Below are 14928 nucleotides of genomic sequence, written 5' to 3'. Positions count from 1 at the left end.
GAATAGATGGAATTTTCATTCATCAATCTCCAGTTTTTTAAGAAGACTTCTTTACCCAGAACCAATAAGTCTTAACGTGAAGCAAGGAGGCGTTGAACCCATGATCATTGACAAGCAAAGTGATTTTGATAGAAAAGAATTAACTTTTGCAGAGCTCGATGAAGGCTATAGCTTTCGACAAGCCATTGCTGAAGCAAAACGTTGCTTGAAGTGCCCTAAGCCGCTTTGTCGAGCGGCCTGCCCCATAGAACATGAAATTCCTCAGTTTATAGAAGCTTTGGCCAAAGGCAATATCGGCGAAGCGACTGCTATCATTGCCCGTCGCAGCAACTTACCCGCTGTCTGTGGAAGAGTTTGCCCCCATGAAAAGCAATGCGAAGGAAGTTGTATTTTAGGCAGAAAAGGAGAGTCCATCCACATTGGTAAGCTTGAACGTTTTATTGCTGACTTTGACGCTGAGATGGGATTAACGCAGCCTACAGTTTGCTCCGCGCCCAACAAAGGAAAAGTAGCTGTTATAGGTTCTGGTCCTGCTGGGCTCACCGTAGCCGGTGACTTGACCAAGCAATGTTATGATGTTACCGTTTTTGACGCCCAAGAAGAACCCGGTGGTATCTTACTCTACGGCATTCCAGAGTTTCGGCTCAACAAAGAAGTTGTGCGTCGCGAAATCAAGCGCATCGAAATGCTTGGCGTCACCTTTCGCAATGGTGTACTCGTCGGACAAGATGTCACTGTAGATCAGATGTTTGCTGAAGGCTACGATGCCATTTTTATTGGTACAGGCACAGCCATGCCTAAAAGCTTAGATTTACCAGGTTGCGATCTTGCTGGGATCATGCAAGCTTCATACTTTTTACGAGTCCTCGCCCTGGCCAATAGCGGCAGCTTAAGCCATCGCGAAATCCCTGTGAGCCCTGGTGACAAAGTTGCAATTATTGGCGCTGGTAATGTAGCCATGGACGCCGCCCGTACAGCCTTACGAGTTGGTGCTTCCGAAGTGACTGTAGTCTATCGACGAGACAAAGCGACGATGACGGCGCTTCAAAGTGAGTACGAACATGCCAGAGCCGAAGGTGTCACTTTCTGCTGGATGTCTTCACCTCTTCGCTACATTGGCGAAGAGAAAGTAGAAGCTCTAGAAATTGCCTCTATGGAAATGCAAGAAGACGGCACTGTCCTCGACAGCGGTCGAAGAGAACGTCTGCCTGTCGATAAAGTCATTTTAGCCATAGGACAACGACCTGCCGCACGTATTGTTTCCACAACGAGGGGCATTGAAGTCAATTCTCAGGGTTATGTCATAACGCGCGAAAAGCCTTATGGCATGACGACCCGACCTGGCGTTTTTGCCGGTGGCGATGTTGTTCATGAGCCAGCTACGGTCGTTCTTGCTATGAAAGAAGCTAAAAAAGTAGCCTTTGGTATGGCTCTGTACATTGAAGCGAAGAAGTTGATGGAGGAATGCAGCAAATAACAGAAGAGCAGTTAACACGAAAAAGCTACTCTGTGGTGGGGTCAGGCGTTATGAATTCCTTCCGATCAACGGGAGTGACAATTAGTAAAAAACCTTCTGGGACTGGGCATCACGCTTTCCGCAGCGGGACTTGGGACCTCAGCTGTCGCCAGCTTGCTGGCGGTAACAGCGTGGGACCAGTCCAGAGCGGAGGAAAGCGTGATGACCGGGCCCCTGCGAGCAGTAACCCCAACGTAATCAGGAAAAGCTTTTTTTCATCACTGGCTGTGCCCGACCGGGCATGGGGGGTTAACACGAAAAGCATGAAAGGTACCAAGAAGCCTACACATAAAAGCCCAGACTATTTACAGTCTGGGCTTTTATAACGTAATCATCACTTAAAACAACAGTGCCTCCAAAGAAAGCATGGTAATCACACCGAAAAGCAAAGCAAAAGTGGCTGTCTGTACATAACCGTGGCCATGGCTTTCTGGAATAAGTTCTTTCGAAGTTACATAAAGCATTGCGCCGCCTGCAAAGCCAAGGGCAAGAGGTAGCAAGCCTGAGACAACGTCAACAGCCCAAAAGCCAAATAAAGCTGCAATGGGTTCAACAAGTCCTGCAAAAGCTACAAGCAGTAAAATACGGCTGATGGGCACACCTTTTTGTCGTAAAGGCGCCGCAATAACAAGGCCTTCTGGTGCATTTTGAATTCCAATAGTTACTGCCATCAACAAGCCCAAGGCTTCGTCGCCACTGCCATAACCAACACCAACAACAAGGCCTTCTGGAATGTTGTGTAATGTAATCGCCGTAAAGGTAAGCCAGGCTAGCGTCAGCTCTCCTTTACCACTTTGCGGCAACTTTAAGAAACGCCCAAACAAATCGTCAGGCAAATAAGCGCCTAAGACAGCAACGAAAATAGCGCCCATCAAAAGTCCGCCAATTACTAAGAGGAAAGATCCTCCTATCTCCATGCCTTCGCCTAACAACGTAAAGCTCGCTGCGATCATGACACCGGCGGCAAAGCCCAAGAAAATATCCTGAGCTCTATGAGGAATTCGTCGTAAAAAAAGCAAAGGAATAGCTCCTAGTAGAGTCGCCGAACCAGCTAGGAGGCTCGCCAGAAAAACTTCACTCACAGGCAACTCCGTCCTTTTGGTACGATTTTCTTTTGTTTATGAGCAAATTAACCGCCACCTCGCAATGTTTTTTTACGAAATTCTAGCAAGAGCGGCTCTAGTACTTCTGTAGGACCTACAAATGTAACGGTCGTAGATTGCAAGGTCAGCGAACCTAGGGTAACTTTTGTTTCATCCGATACGTGCGCTTGCCACTGTTTGGCTTTTAAGATGCCTTCTTTGTCTTTCTCAGCGCCAAGCTGCTCTATGATTTGGCGAAGCTCCCACTGTGCAATCCCTTGAAGCTGTATTTTCTGCGTTTCTTGATTGTTAAGGTTGACCGATGACATAAAGAACATCTCCTATGAACTTTTGCTGTAAGAACTACCTTGCAAAACGATGATAAGCTTGAGAGGCTTTCCAAGTGTACGTTTTTTCGATACCTTCTTTCTCATAGACGATCAAAGCACCCATTTGTTCTTTGAAATTCCAGCCTTTAGAAAGCATATATCGATCAAAAGCGGCTTTGCCATGATCGGTAGCGTCAAGTTTTTCGGTAAAGACAACATAAGTAGGCAGAGGCATGTAGACTTTGACGACTTCTCTTTCTAAAAAGTGGACTGCAAAAAAAGCATAATTGGCATAGACGATTCCGAAGATAGCGAGTAATGCAAGTAGGCGTTTCATCATGTGGTTCATACTCCCTCAAAACTTTTTTCTCTATCCGAAGTCTAGGCGGGTCCAGACAACGAAAAATAGTTGGGCTAACAGCACAGAAAAAATCTTCCCCCGGTGCTCTTTATTGTAGCAGAAAAGTCTTTTTGTTTTCACCAATTCCGGATCATTCCAGTGAAAGCCCTTTCGATTCCTGTACACTTTTTCAGCATCCCCTCATAAGTATAGGTACGAATAAGGGGGTGTTATAGTATGATCATCCACACGATTCGCCCTGGCGAAAGTGTTTGGTCTATATCACAACAGTATGGTGTCAATCCTAACCGAATCGTTCAAATCAATCAACTTCCCGATCCGTCGCGACTCCTGATCGGGCAAAGCATTCTTATTCCACGAGATCGACCGCCCACTCACACTGTTCAGCCTGGTGAAAGTCTCTGGATTTTGGCACAACGGTTCGGCACCACTGTTGAAGCGATTGCCCAGGCCAATCAGATTATGGAGCCTGCTATGATCTTTCCAGGTATGGTGCTGACCATACCACCCAGACCGAGGCCCACGATTGAGACAAACGGTTATATACAGCGACTAGGCGATGTAGGCCTTGCCACAGTTCAGCAAGTGGGCAACTATTTGACCTATCTTAGCCTTTTCAGTTATGAAGTGCGCAGTGACGGTACCTTAGCGCCCTTAGACGATGAAGCCATTATTGCAGAAGCTCGAGCTAGAGGCGCTGCTCCGCTTATGGTCATTACCAATATTGTGGAAGGAGAAGATTTTAGCTCTGATCTAGCACGAGCCGTTTTAGCCAATCCTGAAGTGCAAGAAACCTTGATTACCAACATACTCTCTACCATGGGTGCCAAAGGCTTTACCGGATTGAACATTGATTTTGAGTACATCTATCCCGCCGATCGAGAGCTGTACAATCAATTCCTCCAGCGTGTTGTAGATCGACTGAGACCCCAAGGATTTTCTATTTCCAGCGCTGTAGCACCTAAAGTAAGTGCTGATCAAGTCGGCCTTTTATATGAAGCCCACGATTATCCCGTCCATGGCCAACTGCTCGACTTTGTCGTCATCATGACCTACGAATGGGGTTGGTCTGGTGGTCCTCCTATGGCAGTTGCGCCTGTGAATCAGGTGCGGCGTGTCTTAGACTATGCTGTCACAGCCATTCCCAGAGAAAAAATTATGATGGGCATGCCACTCTATGGATACGACTGGACTTTGCCTTTTGTCCGCGGTGAGACTTGGGCTGCTACCTTAAGTCCCCAAGGCGCTTTGCAACGAGCGATCCAATACAATACAATCATCGAATACGACCCTATTGCACAAGCTCCTTTTTATAGCTATTATGATCAACAAGGTCGTGAGCATATTGTCTGGTTTGAAGATGCACGGAGTGCCCAGGCGAAGTACGATCTTCTTCGAGAGTACAACTTGCGAGGTGTAAGCTATTGGGTCTTAGGTCTTGATTTCCCGCAAAATTGGCCTCTACTGGTTGACAATTTTGAAGTTCGGAAAATTATTGAATAAACAAGTACGAATAGGCGCAACAAACAAAAGAAGCCGCTTTGCCTTTTTATAAAAAAGGGCAAAGCGGCTTCTTTTTCTATATCAATACGGATAGATTCCAGCCTCTTTCTTATGAGACCTTATGCTGGGTTATAAAATTTTGTTATAACAAAGAACGAGTTCTTTTCTGTCAGCCATGGTAGAATTAAAGAGCATTTATCAAGAATGTAGAAAATAATCGGTACCCTTGATCAAAGCAATGAAAGGTGTGTTCTCTCTATGTTCAGGAAGTCCAAGCTTTTCACAGTCGCTACCTTATTCCTTGCCTTTTCTTTTCTACTTACCGCTTGTGGTGCCCAAGATGGAAAAGACTATACCATCTTAACAGGTGGTGAACAGGGAACATACTACCCCCTTGGTAGTGCCTTAGCCCAAGTCATCAACCGCAATGTTGATGAGATCTCGGCCACAGCGGTTGTTACAGGCGCTTCTGTCGTCAACGTGAACCAATTAAAAGATAAAAAAGGACAATTGGCTTTCGTCCAAAACGACATTGCCTACTATGCGACCGAAGGACTCGTGCAATTTAACGAAAAAATCGAATCTTTCTCCGCCATTGCCAGCCTCTATCCTGAAGTTGTACATATTGTTACCGCCGCCGATAGCGGAATTCAAAATGTTGAAGACTTACGAGGCAAGCGTGTTGCCGTTGGTGACCAAGGTTCTGGTGTAGAAGCAAACACCAAGCAAATCTTAGAAGTTCACGGAATTACCTATGCTGATATTCGTGTCGAATATATGGCCTTTGGTGATGCTGCCAACGGTATCCAAGACGGTAACATTGATGCTGCTTTTGTTACAGCCGGTACACCAACGGGTGCTATTGAAGCCCTGAAAGCCGTTAAGCCCGTTCGAATCGTTAGCATTCGCGCTGATAAAATCAAAGAGCTTACAGAGCGTTATCCTTATTACACCGCTTTTACAATGCCAAAAGAACTTTACGATCGCAATGAAGATGCCACAACTGTCGCTGTACAAGCCATGCTTGTCGTCAGTGATGAAGTCAGTGAAGATGATGCTTATGCTATCACCAAAGCACTCTTTGAGAATCTCGAGACTTTCGGCAACACCCACCAGCGAGGAAAAGATATAAGCCTAGAAAGCGCTTTAAATGGTGTCTCCATTAAGCTTCATCCCGGTGCCCAGCGTTACTATGACGAAGTACTGAAGTAAAAAAGTTCTAATTCTTCTTGATTATGAAAAGTACGAACAGCTCTAAGGGTAAGAAAAAGGCATTGCTCGTAGGCAGTGCCTTTTTCTGTCTTTTTCTTTTCTTATCTCTTTTTTGCTAGGATTCTTACTACCGTCACAACTCTATCTTGTCATAAAAGAAAAAGACAGAGGCAGCCTCCTCTTTTCTGTAGCCATTGAAAAAGGCGACTGGTTTTCCCACCGCTACATTCATTCGGTGGAACGGTCTGAAGTGATAGAAAAATTTAAGATTGATGAAAAAGGACAAATCCTAGCCATGGAAAGCTGGACAAGTTCTTTTGGTGCTGGCTTGCCTCATCTAAGCAAAGGGCAAAGCGCACTGATAGACGGATATTATGTCTTACAGGAAATTGAAGAACCTGTGTCATCACTGTACTTGCTTCCAGATGATCTCTTTCCTCATACGCTGCATGTCCATGATGAAACGATTCTATTATCAGCTTCCCCTTACGTTGGTGTTGTTATAAAAATCGATGTTATCAAGCTACCTTTTTGGTCATACTGGTACACCTTTGCAGATCCTCAAAAAATATAACAAGGACGTGATAGCTTGAACTCTAAAAAAATAGAGGATATGCAAGAGCAAATTCAAAAGCAAGCGATGGAGCTAGAATCAAGCGATCGCAATGTAGGCGGCATCTTGGCTCTAATGATCCTTCTCATTAGCATATCCATGTCACTGTATCACTTTGTTACCGCAGGCTTTGGCTTGCTTGTAGGATCTCGCAGTCATCTTATCTTGCACTTAACCATGGCCTTAACTTTAGTCTTTCTTATATATCCCATTAAAAAAGGGTTAAATCAGCGCACCATTCCCTGGTATGATCTTTTGCTCGCTCTTTTTGCTTCTTCCGTCGGCGCTTACATTATCTTTAATCAACAATCGCCGTCTATTTTAAGTGCCCGCATGACGACAATGGATCTGGCTGTAGCCATTTCTTTACTTTTTTTGGTCGTAGAAGCAACCCGCCGCGTCGTTGGCAAGCCCCTCGTCATTATTGCGGGTCTTTTTACGGCTTACTTTTTCCTAGGTGCTTACCTATTGCCACCTTTTCGCCATAGCCGTGCTGATTTTCATGACTTTTTCTACGAAATGGCCTTTACCACAACGGGGCTCTTTAGCACACCCATCTGGGTCTCGGCCAATTACGTTTTTATCTTTATCCTTTTTGGCGCTATCTTAGAAGCCACTGGCGCGGGGAAAATGTTTATCGATCTTGCTTTGCGTGCTTTTGGCAAATACCGTGGCGGCCCTGCCAAAGCGGCTGTCTTATCAAGCGGTATGCTCGGCAGTATCTCTGGAAGCTCTGTGGCCAATGCCGTAACAACAGGAACCTTTACCATTCCTTTGATGAAAAAAGTAGGCTTTAAGCCCCATGTAGCCGGTGGTATTGAGGTAGCCGCTTCTTCAAGTGGTCAACTACTCCCACCCATTATGGGTGCCGCTGCTTTTTTGATGATTGAGTATACGGGACACAGTTACATAGAAATCATTCGCAGTGCCGCCATACCTGCCATTCTCAGCTATACAGCGATTTTGTTGATGGTTCACTTTGAAGCAGCCAAAAATAACATCAGAGGCTTATCACCGCATGAACTCGTCTCAGCACGTAGCACTTTGTTGCAACAAGGTTACTTGCTCTTACCTTTGATGATTCTTGTCTTTTTCTTGGCCAAAGGACAAACCGTGCCGAACGCGGCCTTTTTCGCCATTATCATCTTGCTCTCCCTTGCTTTTTTCGCCAATCATTTTCGAGAGCGCTTTGGAGCAGGCATGGCCATCGCCGCGTCTCTCTTTCTTCTCTCCTATGGATTGCACTACTTTTTAAATTGGAAGATTGAGATTGCCGCAATGATCCTATTAGGCACCTTTATTGCTCTGCTCTTCATTTTACTCCAACGAAAGTACCAGATAGAAGGAAGCCCTGTCCGCTTTGGCTTGCGCGAATTGGCTGCAGGCTTTGAAATGGCCGCCCGCAACTCCCTTTCTGTTGTAGTTGCCTGTGCGACCGCCGGCATCCTTATTGGTGTTGTCAACTTAACAGGCTTATCGAGCAAACTGCCCCACATGATCGTTGGCTTTTCTGAAGATATTGTTGCTTTTGTACCCTTCTTTAGCGGTAGCGACATGCAGCTTTATATTGCTTTAATTCTTACCGTCATCGCTTGCCTGATTATGGGGCTCGGTCTTCCAACAACGGCCACTTACGTTGTTCTAGCATCCATGATCGCACCGGCTCTCGTGATGCTAGGCTTACCCATTATGGCGGCGCACCTTTTCGTTCTCTACTACGGCATCCTCGCAGACGATACACCACCGATTAACTTGCCTGCCTACGCCACTGCCGGCATAGCCAAAGCAGAACCGCTTCGTACAGGCATACAAGGCTTTAAATTCGACTCCGGCGCACTACTTCTGCCCTTCGTCTTTGCAACCAACCCCACAATCTTACTTCTTAATCCGGAAGCAACGTGGGTCCAAGTGACGCTGAATATCTTTACAGCCTTTATCGGCATCGTTGCCTTCTCATCCTTTATTCAACGCTGGCTTCTCTCAGAATACCGCTGGTACGAACGCCTTCTAGCCCTGGTTGCAGCCCTCGTTCTGGTTCACGGTAGCTTTATAACCGACACAGTCGGCATAGCCATCTTACTCTTTCTCTTTGTTAGTCAATACTATCGCAAGAAGAAAGGGCAACAGACGGTCCCTTCTCAAGAATTGCCCACAACAACACCCCATTAAAGTTTAGCAACGCAAGCTACAAGCTCATCGCCAAAAGCCTCGATTGAGCAAGCTTTTCCGAATCGAAACAGCTCCTTCCGGGCAAAGCTCATGACAACAAAGACAACCAAAGCATTTATCTCTTTCTAACTGAGGAATTTTCGCAAAGGTAAGAGCCTGAGAAGGGCAACTTTTTAAGCAAATGCGACAGCCGGTGCATTTTTCTTGATGAAATCGTGGCAAGGGACGTAAGCGGCGCGAGACGATCTGGGCCAGAGGTCGAGGCAAGTAATTTTCGGCAAAATTAACTTGTCGACTTTTGGCCGGTCGGAAAGGTACCTCTTGAATCGACTCGCCGCCGCTAAGGACCTCATAGGGTTGAAGTAAGCCACGCTGCTGTGCCAGCAGATTTGTCTCAATGCCCTGAAGTTTAATCAATTCTAGAACATAATGATCCAGCGCATAGGGAGACGTTGAAGCAAAAAGATAGCCGAAAGGCTTTGGCACACCGCCTGTAGGTCCGTCGCCTTCCATTCCAATCACGCCATCGGCGATATGCAGCATAGGCTTCAGCAACTCGTTCAAATCCAAAAGCAATTGCGCAAAGATAGCTCGATCTTGCAACCGAAAGTGATATTCTGCTTTACGTAAGCCCGCTATGGCGCCATATAAGTTTTTCACAGCGCCTGTGTACCCCGTCTGACCGTGTGTCTTAATTTTAGGAAAATTAATTAAGCCATCGGCTTCTACAATTGATTGTAAGAGATAGACTTTCTTAATGGGACTCTTTCCAGCCAAGGGTACTTCTACTTCCGACAGATCGAAGCACAGCTCGATGCCCAATCTTTGGGCAACTTCTTTCATGCCTGTTCTTTCATAGAGTGTCGCTAAAGCGCTTTGGCTGGCTGGTCCGCCTGGGCTATCAATCAGAAAAGGAATGGCTCCTTTTTCTAATAAGATACGTCCGATGGATTCGACGAGGGCAGGGTGGGTCGTTATAGCCCGCTCTGGTTCTTTGGCCATCACCAGATTGGGCTTTAGGGCAATTCTCATTCCTTTCTTGATAGCACTATCTGTGATTTGGAGCCTAGATAAAAGCCTTTCTACGGCTTTGTCAATTTGCAACTGTTCATAACTTGAGCAAGCTGTTACGGCAACAAAATCTTTTTTTGTAGCCATGGTATCACCTACTTTTTTAGCCAATTTCTACGCGAACTTGACTGCCTCCAAGGATCCCATCTTTTTGTGAGACGATCAACCGTCGATGAAGGCGCTGTTGTAATTCCTGGACATGACTGATCACCCCGATAGAGCGGTTGCCCAGTTGCAATCTTTCTAACGTTGCAATAACCACATCGAGAGACTCTGCATCCAGAGAGCCAAAGCCTTCATCGAGAAAGAAAAACTCGAGGGGATATCGACCTTGCAATTGGATCTGTGCTGATAAAGCGAGGGCCAAAGCAAGGGATGCTTGAAAAGTTTCTCCTCCCGACAAAGAAGCGACAGGACGCCTGACGCTGCCATTGGCATCATCTCGAATCACAAAACCACCGTCGGAAGAAATCTCTAAGGCATAACGGTTCTGCGTCATCATCTTCAGTTGCTCTGAAGCTTGCTGCGCTACAAATTCAATCTGCTCTTGGGCTAAAAATTCTACGAAACGATCTCCTCGAAGCAGTAGTTTGAGCCTTTCTAGCAGACGGTTTTCTTGCATCAAATTTTTATGACGATGAGAAAGCTCTTTCCAGCGTTGATGTTTCCTTTGTATTTCTTGGTGAGCTTGTTCAACGGCGCCTCTCTTTCTCGTAGCTTCTTCAAACTTTTTTTGTCCTTCTTGAAACAACTGCTCTTGATGGTTCACTTCTTCTCTCGTAATCTTTTTCCGATTCTCCAGTTGATTTTTTAAAGCTTTTATCTCTCGTTGCATCTCTTTGCTTTGATCTAAGTACGCTTCAATCCACTCTTTCTTCTTTTCCAACTCCTTTTCGTCTAGCAATGCATTCAAGAGATCGTCTCGCCTCAAAAACCCTTCTTTTTCCATTTCATCGATTGCCTTCTGCGTCCCTTGATCAAGCTCTTGTTGCGCCCTTTCCCAAGCACTTTCTATTTTCGTCAGCTTTTCTTTGCTCTGACGATGATCTTTTTCCCCTTCTTGATAAGTATCATAAGATTGCTTTTCTTCTACACGAATCGTAGCCAGCTTTTTTTTCATTTTTTCTGAGTAATTCTGTTGCAGAAACACCCTCTGTTATTTGATGAAGTTGCTTTTCTTGACTTTCTCTTTGCTCTTTTTTCTCTTTAAGTAGAGCTTCTCTTTGGATTACTTCCTGATGCGCTTTTATTTCTTCTTGACGATATTCTTCATATTTTTCGATTGATTGAGCGATTGCTTCATGGAGTGTAGCAATCGCTTTTTCTGTGGCTGCATAAAGTCTATCCTTTTCTTCTATTTCTGCTACCATTTTTTTGATTTTTTCCTGGGCTTCATCAAGAGTCATCTCTTGTGGCAACGATAGGGATAGAAGGCTATGACGAAACCATTCTTCGGCCTTTTCTCCTTCTTGTAAGGCTTCTAAATTTTTTTCCCTCGCTTTGTCCAATTCTATCTCAGCAGTTCTTACAAGTTCCTCTCCTGTTTCATAATCCGCTTGGGCTTTGGCCCGTTGCTCGTAACAGTGCTGTAGTCGCTTCTGGCTCTTTTCTCTTTCTTCTTTCCATTGTTGCAATTGTACTTTTTTGTTAGATAAAGCTTGACGGGCCCCTTCTATACGCTTTTCCATTAGCAAGGCAGAAGGACTATTTTCTTCAAGGGAAAGCTCTAGAGGCTTTTTTCCTGGCCATTTTTGATTGCATAAACGTCGCAGATGGCGCAATTCTTCACGAAGGATACCTTCTTTTTCTTTAGAAAAATCTTTAATCGTCTCTGCTCGATCTATGGAACGTTCTATCTGCTCGAGATTTTTTTTGATCTTCTCTTGTGCTTTTTCTGTCTCCGCAATTTTTCTTTCCAGCAGCTCTTTTTCTTCTTTGGTAGAACTATCTTGCTCTGTTGGTCTACTGTGTTGACGATGATCAAGAGAACCGCAGACCAAGCAGGGTTGACCAGGCTGTAAATCTTGGGCAAGTTGAATCGCCATCGCGATTTTATCTTGCCGGAGAAGCTGTTCTAGCTTTTCTTGTAGTGCCACCAAGGCTGCTGTTGCTTTTTGCAGCTTTGCTTCTTCTTTTCCTTTTTCTTGGCCAAGGGTTCCTACTGTTTCTTGATTTTTCTTTTGCTCTTCATTTAATTGCTTCCAAGCATTTTCTTGCTCTTGTAAGCTTTTGTGCAGTAGAGCCATTTCTCCAAGACGAATTTCAAAATCTGTTATAATTCTTTCTTGTATTGGTGGATCTGCCAGTTTTTCTTCTTGCGCTTTACGCTTCTCCCACTCTTTGTGCAAGTTATCAGCGAGTATACCTTTTTGCGTCCAGTGACCACGGCTCTCTTCAAGTTTCTTTTCTCTTCCTTTTACTTCGGTCTCAGCCTTTGCTATGATTTTTCTTTTTTGCTCAAGATTATCCCAGCGACGACAGCTTTCTATAACTGCGTTACGAGCACTACTTTCTACTCTATTTAGTACCAACTGCTCTTCTGCCTTGCTTAAATCAATTTGGTTAATCGTTCTTTGTTCCCGCCAATGCTTTTTAAGCAAGCTCGCTTTTTCGACTTCTTGCTGATACACCGACAGTTCTTCAAGAAGGCTTTCTATCTCAGCTAACTGCAGGGCTAGTCGTTTTTCTATTTTTAGCGCCTCTTCTAGTTGCGCTTTTTCTCTAATTAAGGGTGCTTCTTCTTCTTCTCTTCGCTTTTTGGCTTCTTCCCAGGTCTTTTGCGCTTCCAGTACTCTCTTCCAGAGATTTTGCACTTCTTTTTCTATTACGCTTTTTTCGTTGAGAAGACTTTGTTCATACTGGTGGACTTCTTCCTGTCGTTGCAAAAATGGATAGACTTTAGAGGCTCGCTCTGCTTTATGAACGGCCTCTTTTATTTTCTCTAAAAGATCAATCTGCTTTTGATGATCGTCATATTTTTTTTCTACGACCGCTATCTTTTCTTGAAGTTCATATCTCTTTTGAAATTCTTGCCATTTCTTTTGCACTTGTTGTAGAGCTTCTTTTGACTTTTTTTCTTCTTCTGTTGCTTTTGTTAAGGCTTCTATCACTTGTTGAAGGGCTTCTTCCGAAGCATCGCCTATGCCTTTGAGCTCACTTTCTACTTTGCCTTTTTCCTCATAGACGCTTTGGTAACGTTTGTTTGTCTTTTCTCCTAATATTCTTCCAAACTGCTCAAGCTTAAAAAGTCGCTGTAACATTTCACGACGTTCTCTACCGCCAAGATTTAAGAATTGGGCAAACCTTCCTTGGGGAAGGACCACCGCTCGCGTAAAGTCATCACAAGTCATACCTAAAAGATGAGCAATCGCTCTTGTTACTTCACGACTTCCTTCTTTGATAACTTCTTCCTCTTTCGTAGGAGCCATTAGTACCAATCGACTGACGCTGTTTCTAACTGCGTTCTCATCCACTCTGACATATCTACGCTCCACACGATAACGCTGCCGCTCCTGAGCTAGACCTAACTCGAAAGTAAAAGCAACATCTACACTTTTTTCTCCATGATTAACAATGCCCTGCGTGCCTCCTTTTGCTCGCAGAACTTCTCCGTAGAGTGCTAAGGTGATGGCATCAAGAAGGGTCGACTTACCACTGCCCGTCTTGCCAAAAATACCAAAGACGCCGGCTTCGGTAAGCACGCCAAAATCAATCTCTTGCTTCTGACGAAAACTGTTTAGTCCAGAAAGGGTCAGCTTTACTGGCTTCATAGCGCAATCACCTGCTCTCCTGCTTTCTGCTCTTTCAATACTTCTTCTGGCTCAGGGGTGCTCTCTTCGCTAGTCTCGCTTTGTTGCAAAAGCTCCAAAAAAAGCTCTACCAATTCTTCTTCTGGCGCTTCTTCCCCGGTCTGCTGCTGATAGAAACGAACAAAGCGCTGTTCCATCGAAAGTTGTTCTAGCTTTTCTTTTACTGAAGCTTTTTCTTCTTCTTGGCCTACAACAACTCGAATGTTAACAAAACCTTTATGTAGAGCTTTTATCCTTTGGATATCATCTAATGTAGGCTGTCTTTTTACATATAACTCTAGATCAATCCAAGCTTCGCTGTCTTCTCCCGATTCAACGCGCTCGTTCAACTCTTCCTCACCACCTCGTAGAACCCACTTCACCAGGGGCTTCCCCGAGGACAAAGGAATTTCAAAAAACTGCGCTTCTTGCCCAGGCAGTAGATCGACAATCGTTACGGACTTGGCTTGTCCAGCTTCAGAAAAACTGTAGGCTAAGGGAGAGCCTGCATAGCGAATGGGCATAGAAGCACCTCTTATGTTTTGAGGGCGATGGAGATGGCCTAAAGCAATGTATTGTGCTTTTTCTGGAAAAACCGTTGGATCAACAGCAAAGGCACCACCAATTTGTATATTGCTTTCTGAATCGGAAGCGGCTCCACCGCGAACATAGAGGTGACTCATCACCACATTGACCGTATCATCACGAAAATGACTTCCTAGTTCTTGAAATATTTGTTCTAGCCGCTCATTGTATCCTTTCCGCAAATCGTCTTCTTCCATGCTTTGAGCCAATAATTCACGCAAGCGCCCTTCTGACGGATAAGGCAAAGCCGCGATCACAATATTATGATCGCAACCAGGCACAGCTAGCTCTACCCAGGAAGCGCCCGCCTGAACACGTTGGACTTGCTGGGGCTGAGCGTTTGTATAGGGATGGATTACCTTTTTCGGCAAACCAAGTAAAGTAATGGCCCATTCATCGGCCAAAGGACTGGGGGCACAAAGCCGTTCTGGATTGTCATGATTGCCAGCAATCACGACCAGCCCTCGAGTACCCTGTCGAGTCAAACGCCCAAGGGCATTAAAAAAAAGTTCTTCCGAGGAAGCACTGGGGTTGGCATGTTGAAAGACGTCGCCAGCTAAAAGAATCACGTCGACGTTTTCACGATCGCAAATCTCGCAAATCTCATCAACAAACGTCACTTGTTCTATATAACGGCTTTGTCCTTCTAAAGTTTTTCCAAAATGCCAGTCTGATGTATGAAGCAGGCGCAAAAAAAGC

12 protein-coding genes are annotated in these 14928 nt (G+C 45.0%); 5 read left to right on the top strand and 7 right to left on the bottom strand.

Annotated features, from left to right (window positions below):
- Window positions 1–100: 100 nt before the first annotated feature.
- Window positions 101–1477 (top strand): NAD(P)-dependent oxidoreductase, encoded by a 1377-nt coding sequence (locus FTV88_RS11585; protein WP_153725764.1) that lies wholly within the window; start codon window positions 101–103, stop codon window positions 1475–1477.
- Between the two features lie 377 nt (window positions 1478–1854).
- Here FTV88_RS11585 and FTV88_RS11580 read toward each other — a convergent pair whose 3' ends face one another.
- From FTV88_RS11580 to FTV88_RS11570, 3 genes are read right to left on the bottom strand one after another with little or no spacing between them, the layout of a single operon-like run.
- A complete protein-coding gene (locus FTV88_RS11580) occupies window positions 1855–2598 on the bottom strand; it encodes a ZIP family metal transporter (protein ID WP_153725763.1) in 744 nt (247 codons plus the stop codon).
- Window positions 2599–2645: 47 nt separating this feature from the next.
- Window positions 2646–2927 carry a MoaD-like domain-containing protein gene (locus tag FTV88_RS11575; RefSeq protein WP_153725762.1) on the bottom strand — a complete coding sequence of 94 codons (282 nt, stop codon included), beginning with the start codon at window positions 2925–2927 and terminating at the stop codon, window positions 2646–2648.
- Between the two features lie 34 nt (window positions 2928–2961).
- On the bottom strand, window positions 2962–3267 hold the full coding sequence (locus FTV88_RS11570; RefSeq protein ID WP_153725761.1) for a hypothetical protein: 306 nt from the start codon (window positions 3265–3267) through the stop codon (window positions 2962–2964).
- A gap of 237 nt (window positions 3268–3504) precedes the next feature.
- On the opposite strand from FTV88_RS11570, the gene FTV88_RS11565 reads away from it, so the two are divergent.
- From FTV88_RS11565 to FTV88_RS11550, 4 genes are all read left to right on the top strand, one after another.
- A complete protein-coding gene (locus FTV88_RS11565) occupies window positions 3505–4791 on the top strand; it encodes a glycoside hydrolase family 18 protein (RefSeq protein WP_153725760.1) in 1287 nt (428 codons plus the stop codon).
- Between the two features lie 258 nt (window positions 4792–5049).
- Window positions 5050–6003 (top strand): TAXI family TRAP transporter solute-binding subunit, encoded by a 954-nt coding sequence (locus FTV88_RS11560; protein WP_153725759.1) that lies wholly within the window; start codon window positions 5050–5052, stop codon window positions 6001–6003.
- Between the two features lie 112 nt (window positions 6004–6115).
- Entirely contained in the window at window positions 6116–6577 is a 462-nt protein-coding gene (locus tag FTV88_RS15515) for a DUF1850 domain-containing protein (RefSeq protein ID WP_279236797.1), read from the top strand.
- Window positions 6578–6592: 15 nt separating this feature from the next.
- Window positions 6593–8785: a TRAP transporter permease gene (locus FTV88_RS11550; RefSeq protein WP_207707866.1), complete on the top strand. Its 2193-nt coding sequence runs from the start codon at window positions 6593–6595 to the stop codon at window positions 8783–8785.
- Between the two features lie 24 nt (window positions 8786–8809).
- On the opposite strand, the gene FTV88_RS11545 is transcribed toward FTV88_RS11550, so the two are convergent.
- The 4 genes from FTV88_RS11545 to FTV88_RS11530 are packed head-to-tail and all read right to left on the bottom strand — an operon-like array spanning window position 8810 to window position 14921.
- Window positions 8810–9943, bottom strand: coding sequence for a DUF362 domain-containing protein (locus tag FTV88_RS11545; RefSeq protein ID WP_162008013.1), 1134 nt, complete (start codon window positions 9941–9943; stop codon window positions 8810–8812).
- 16 nt (window positions 9944–9959) lie between these two features.
- The gene (locus FTV88_RS11540; RefSeq protein ID WP_153725756.1) at window positions 9960–10976 is read right to left on the bottom strand and encodes an SbcC/MukB-like Walker B domain-containing protein; all 1017 of its coding nucleotides are present in this window, start codon (window positions 10974–10976) and stop codon (window positions 9960–9962) included.
- The gene (locus tag FTV88_RS11535; protein ID WP_153725755.1) at window positions 10927–13626 is read right to left on the bottom strand and encodes an AAA family ATPase; all 2700 of its coding nucleotides are present in this window, start codon (window positions 13624–13626) and stop codon (window positions 10927–10929) included. The genes FTV88_RS11540 and FTV88_RS11535 overlap by 50 nt, the downstream gene beginning before the upstream one ends.
- A complete protein-coding gene (locus FTV88_RS11530) occupies window positions 13623–14921 on the bottom strand; it encodes an exonuclease SbcCD subunit D (protein ID WP_153725754.1) in 1299 nt (432 codons plus the stop codon). The genes FTV88_RS11535 and FTV88_RS11530 overlap by 4 nt, the downstream gene beginning before the upstream one ends.
- Between the last annotated feature and the right edge of the window lie 7 nt (window positions 14922–14928).

This window comes from Heliorestis convoluta (genome assembly GCF_009649955.1).
GTDB lineage: Bacteria > Bacillota > Desulfitobacteriia > Heliobacteriales > Heliobacteriaceae > Heliorestis > Heliorestis convoluta.
Note: the sequence above shows the minus strand (reverse complement) of the source record. Positions and strands in the feature narration are given on the sequence as shown.

Excerpts from the sequence above, each read along its gene's own strand:
- FTV88_RS11545 (WP_162008013.1), bottom strand. The coding sequence starts at position 9,943 with ATGGCTACAAAAAAAGATTTTGTTGCCGTAACAGCTTGCTCAAGTTAT.
- FTV88_RS11570 (WP_153725761.1), bottom strand. The coding sequence starts at position 3,267 with ATGATGAAACGCCTACTTGCATTACTCGCTATCTTCGGAATCGTCTAT.
- FTV88_RS11540 (WP_153725756.1), bottom strand. The coding sequence starts at position 10,976 with ATGAAAAAAAAGCTGGCTACGATTCGTGTAGAAGAAAAGCAATCTTAT.
- FTV88_RS11565 (WP_153725760.1), top strand. The coding sequence starts at position 3,505 with ATGATCATCCACACGATTCGCCCTGGCGAAAGTGTTTGGTCTATATCA.
- FTV88_RS11560 (WP_153725759.1), top strand. The coding sequence starts at position 5,050 with ATGTTCAGGAAGTCCAAGCTTTTCACAGTCGCTACCTTATTCCTTGCC.
- FTV88_RS11575 (WP_153725762.1), bottom strand. The coding sequence starts at position 2,927 with ATGTCATCGGTCAACCTTAACAATCAAGAAACGCAGAAAATACAGCTT.
- FTV88_RS11535 (WP_153725755.1), bottom strand. The coding sequence starts at position 13,626 with ATGAAGCCAGTAAAGCTGACCCTTTCTGGACTAAACAGTTTTCGTCAG.
- FTV88_RS11585 (WP_153725764.1), top strand. The coding sequence starts at position 101 with ATGATCATTGACAAGCAAAGTGATTTTGATAGAAAAGAATTAACTTTT.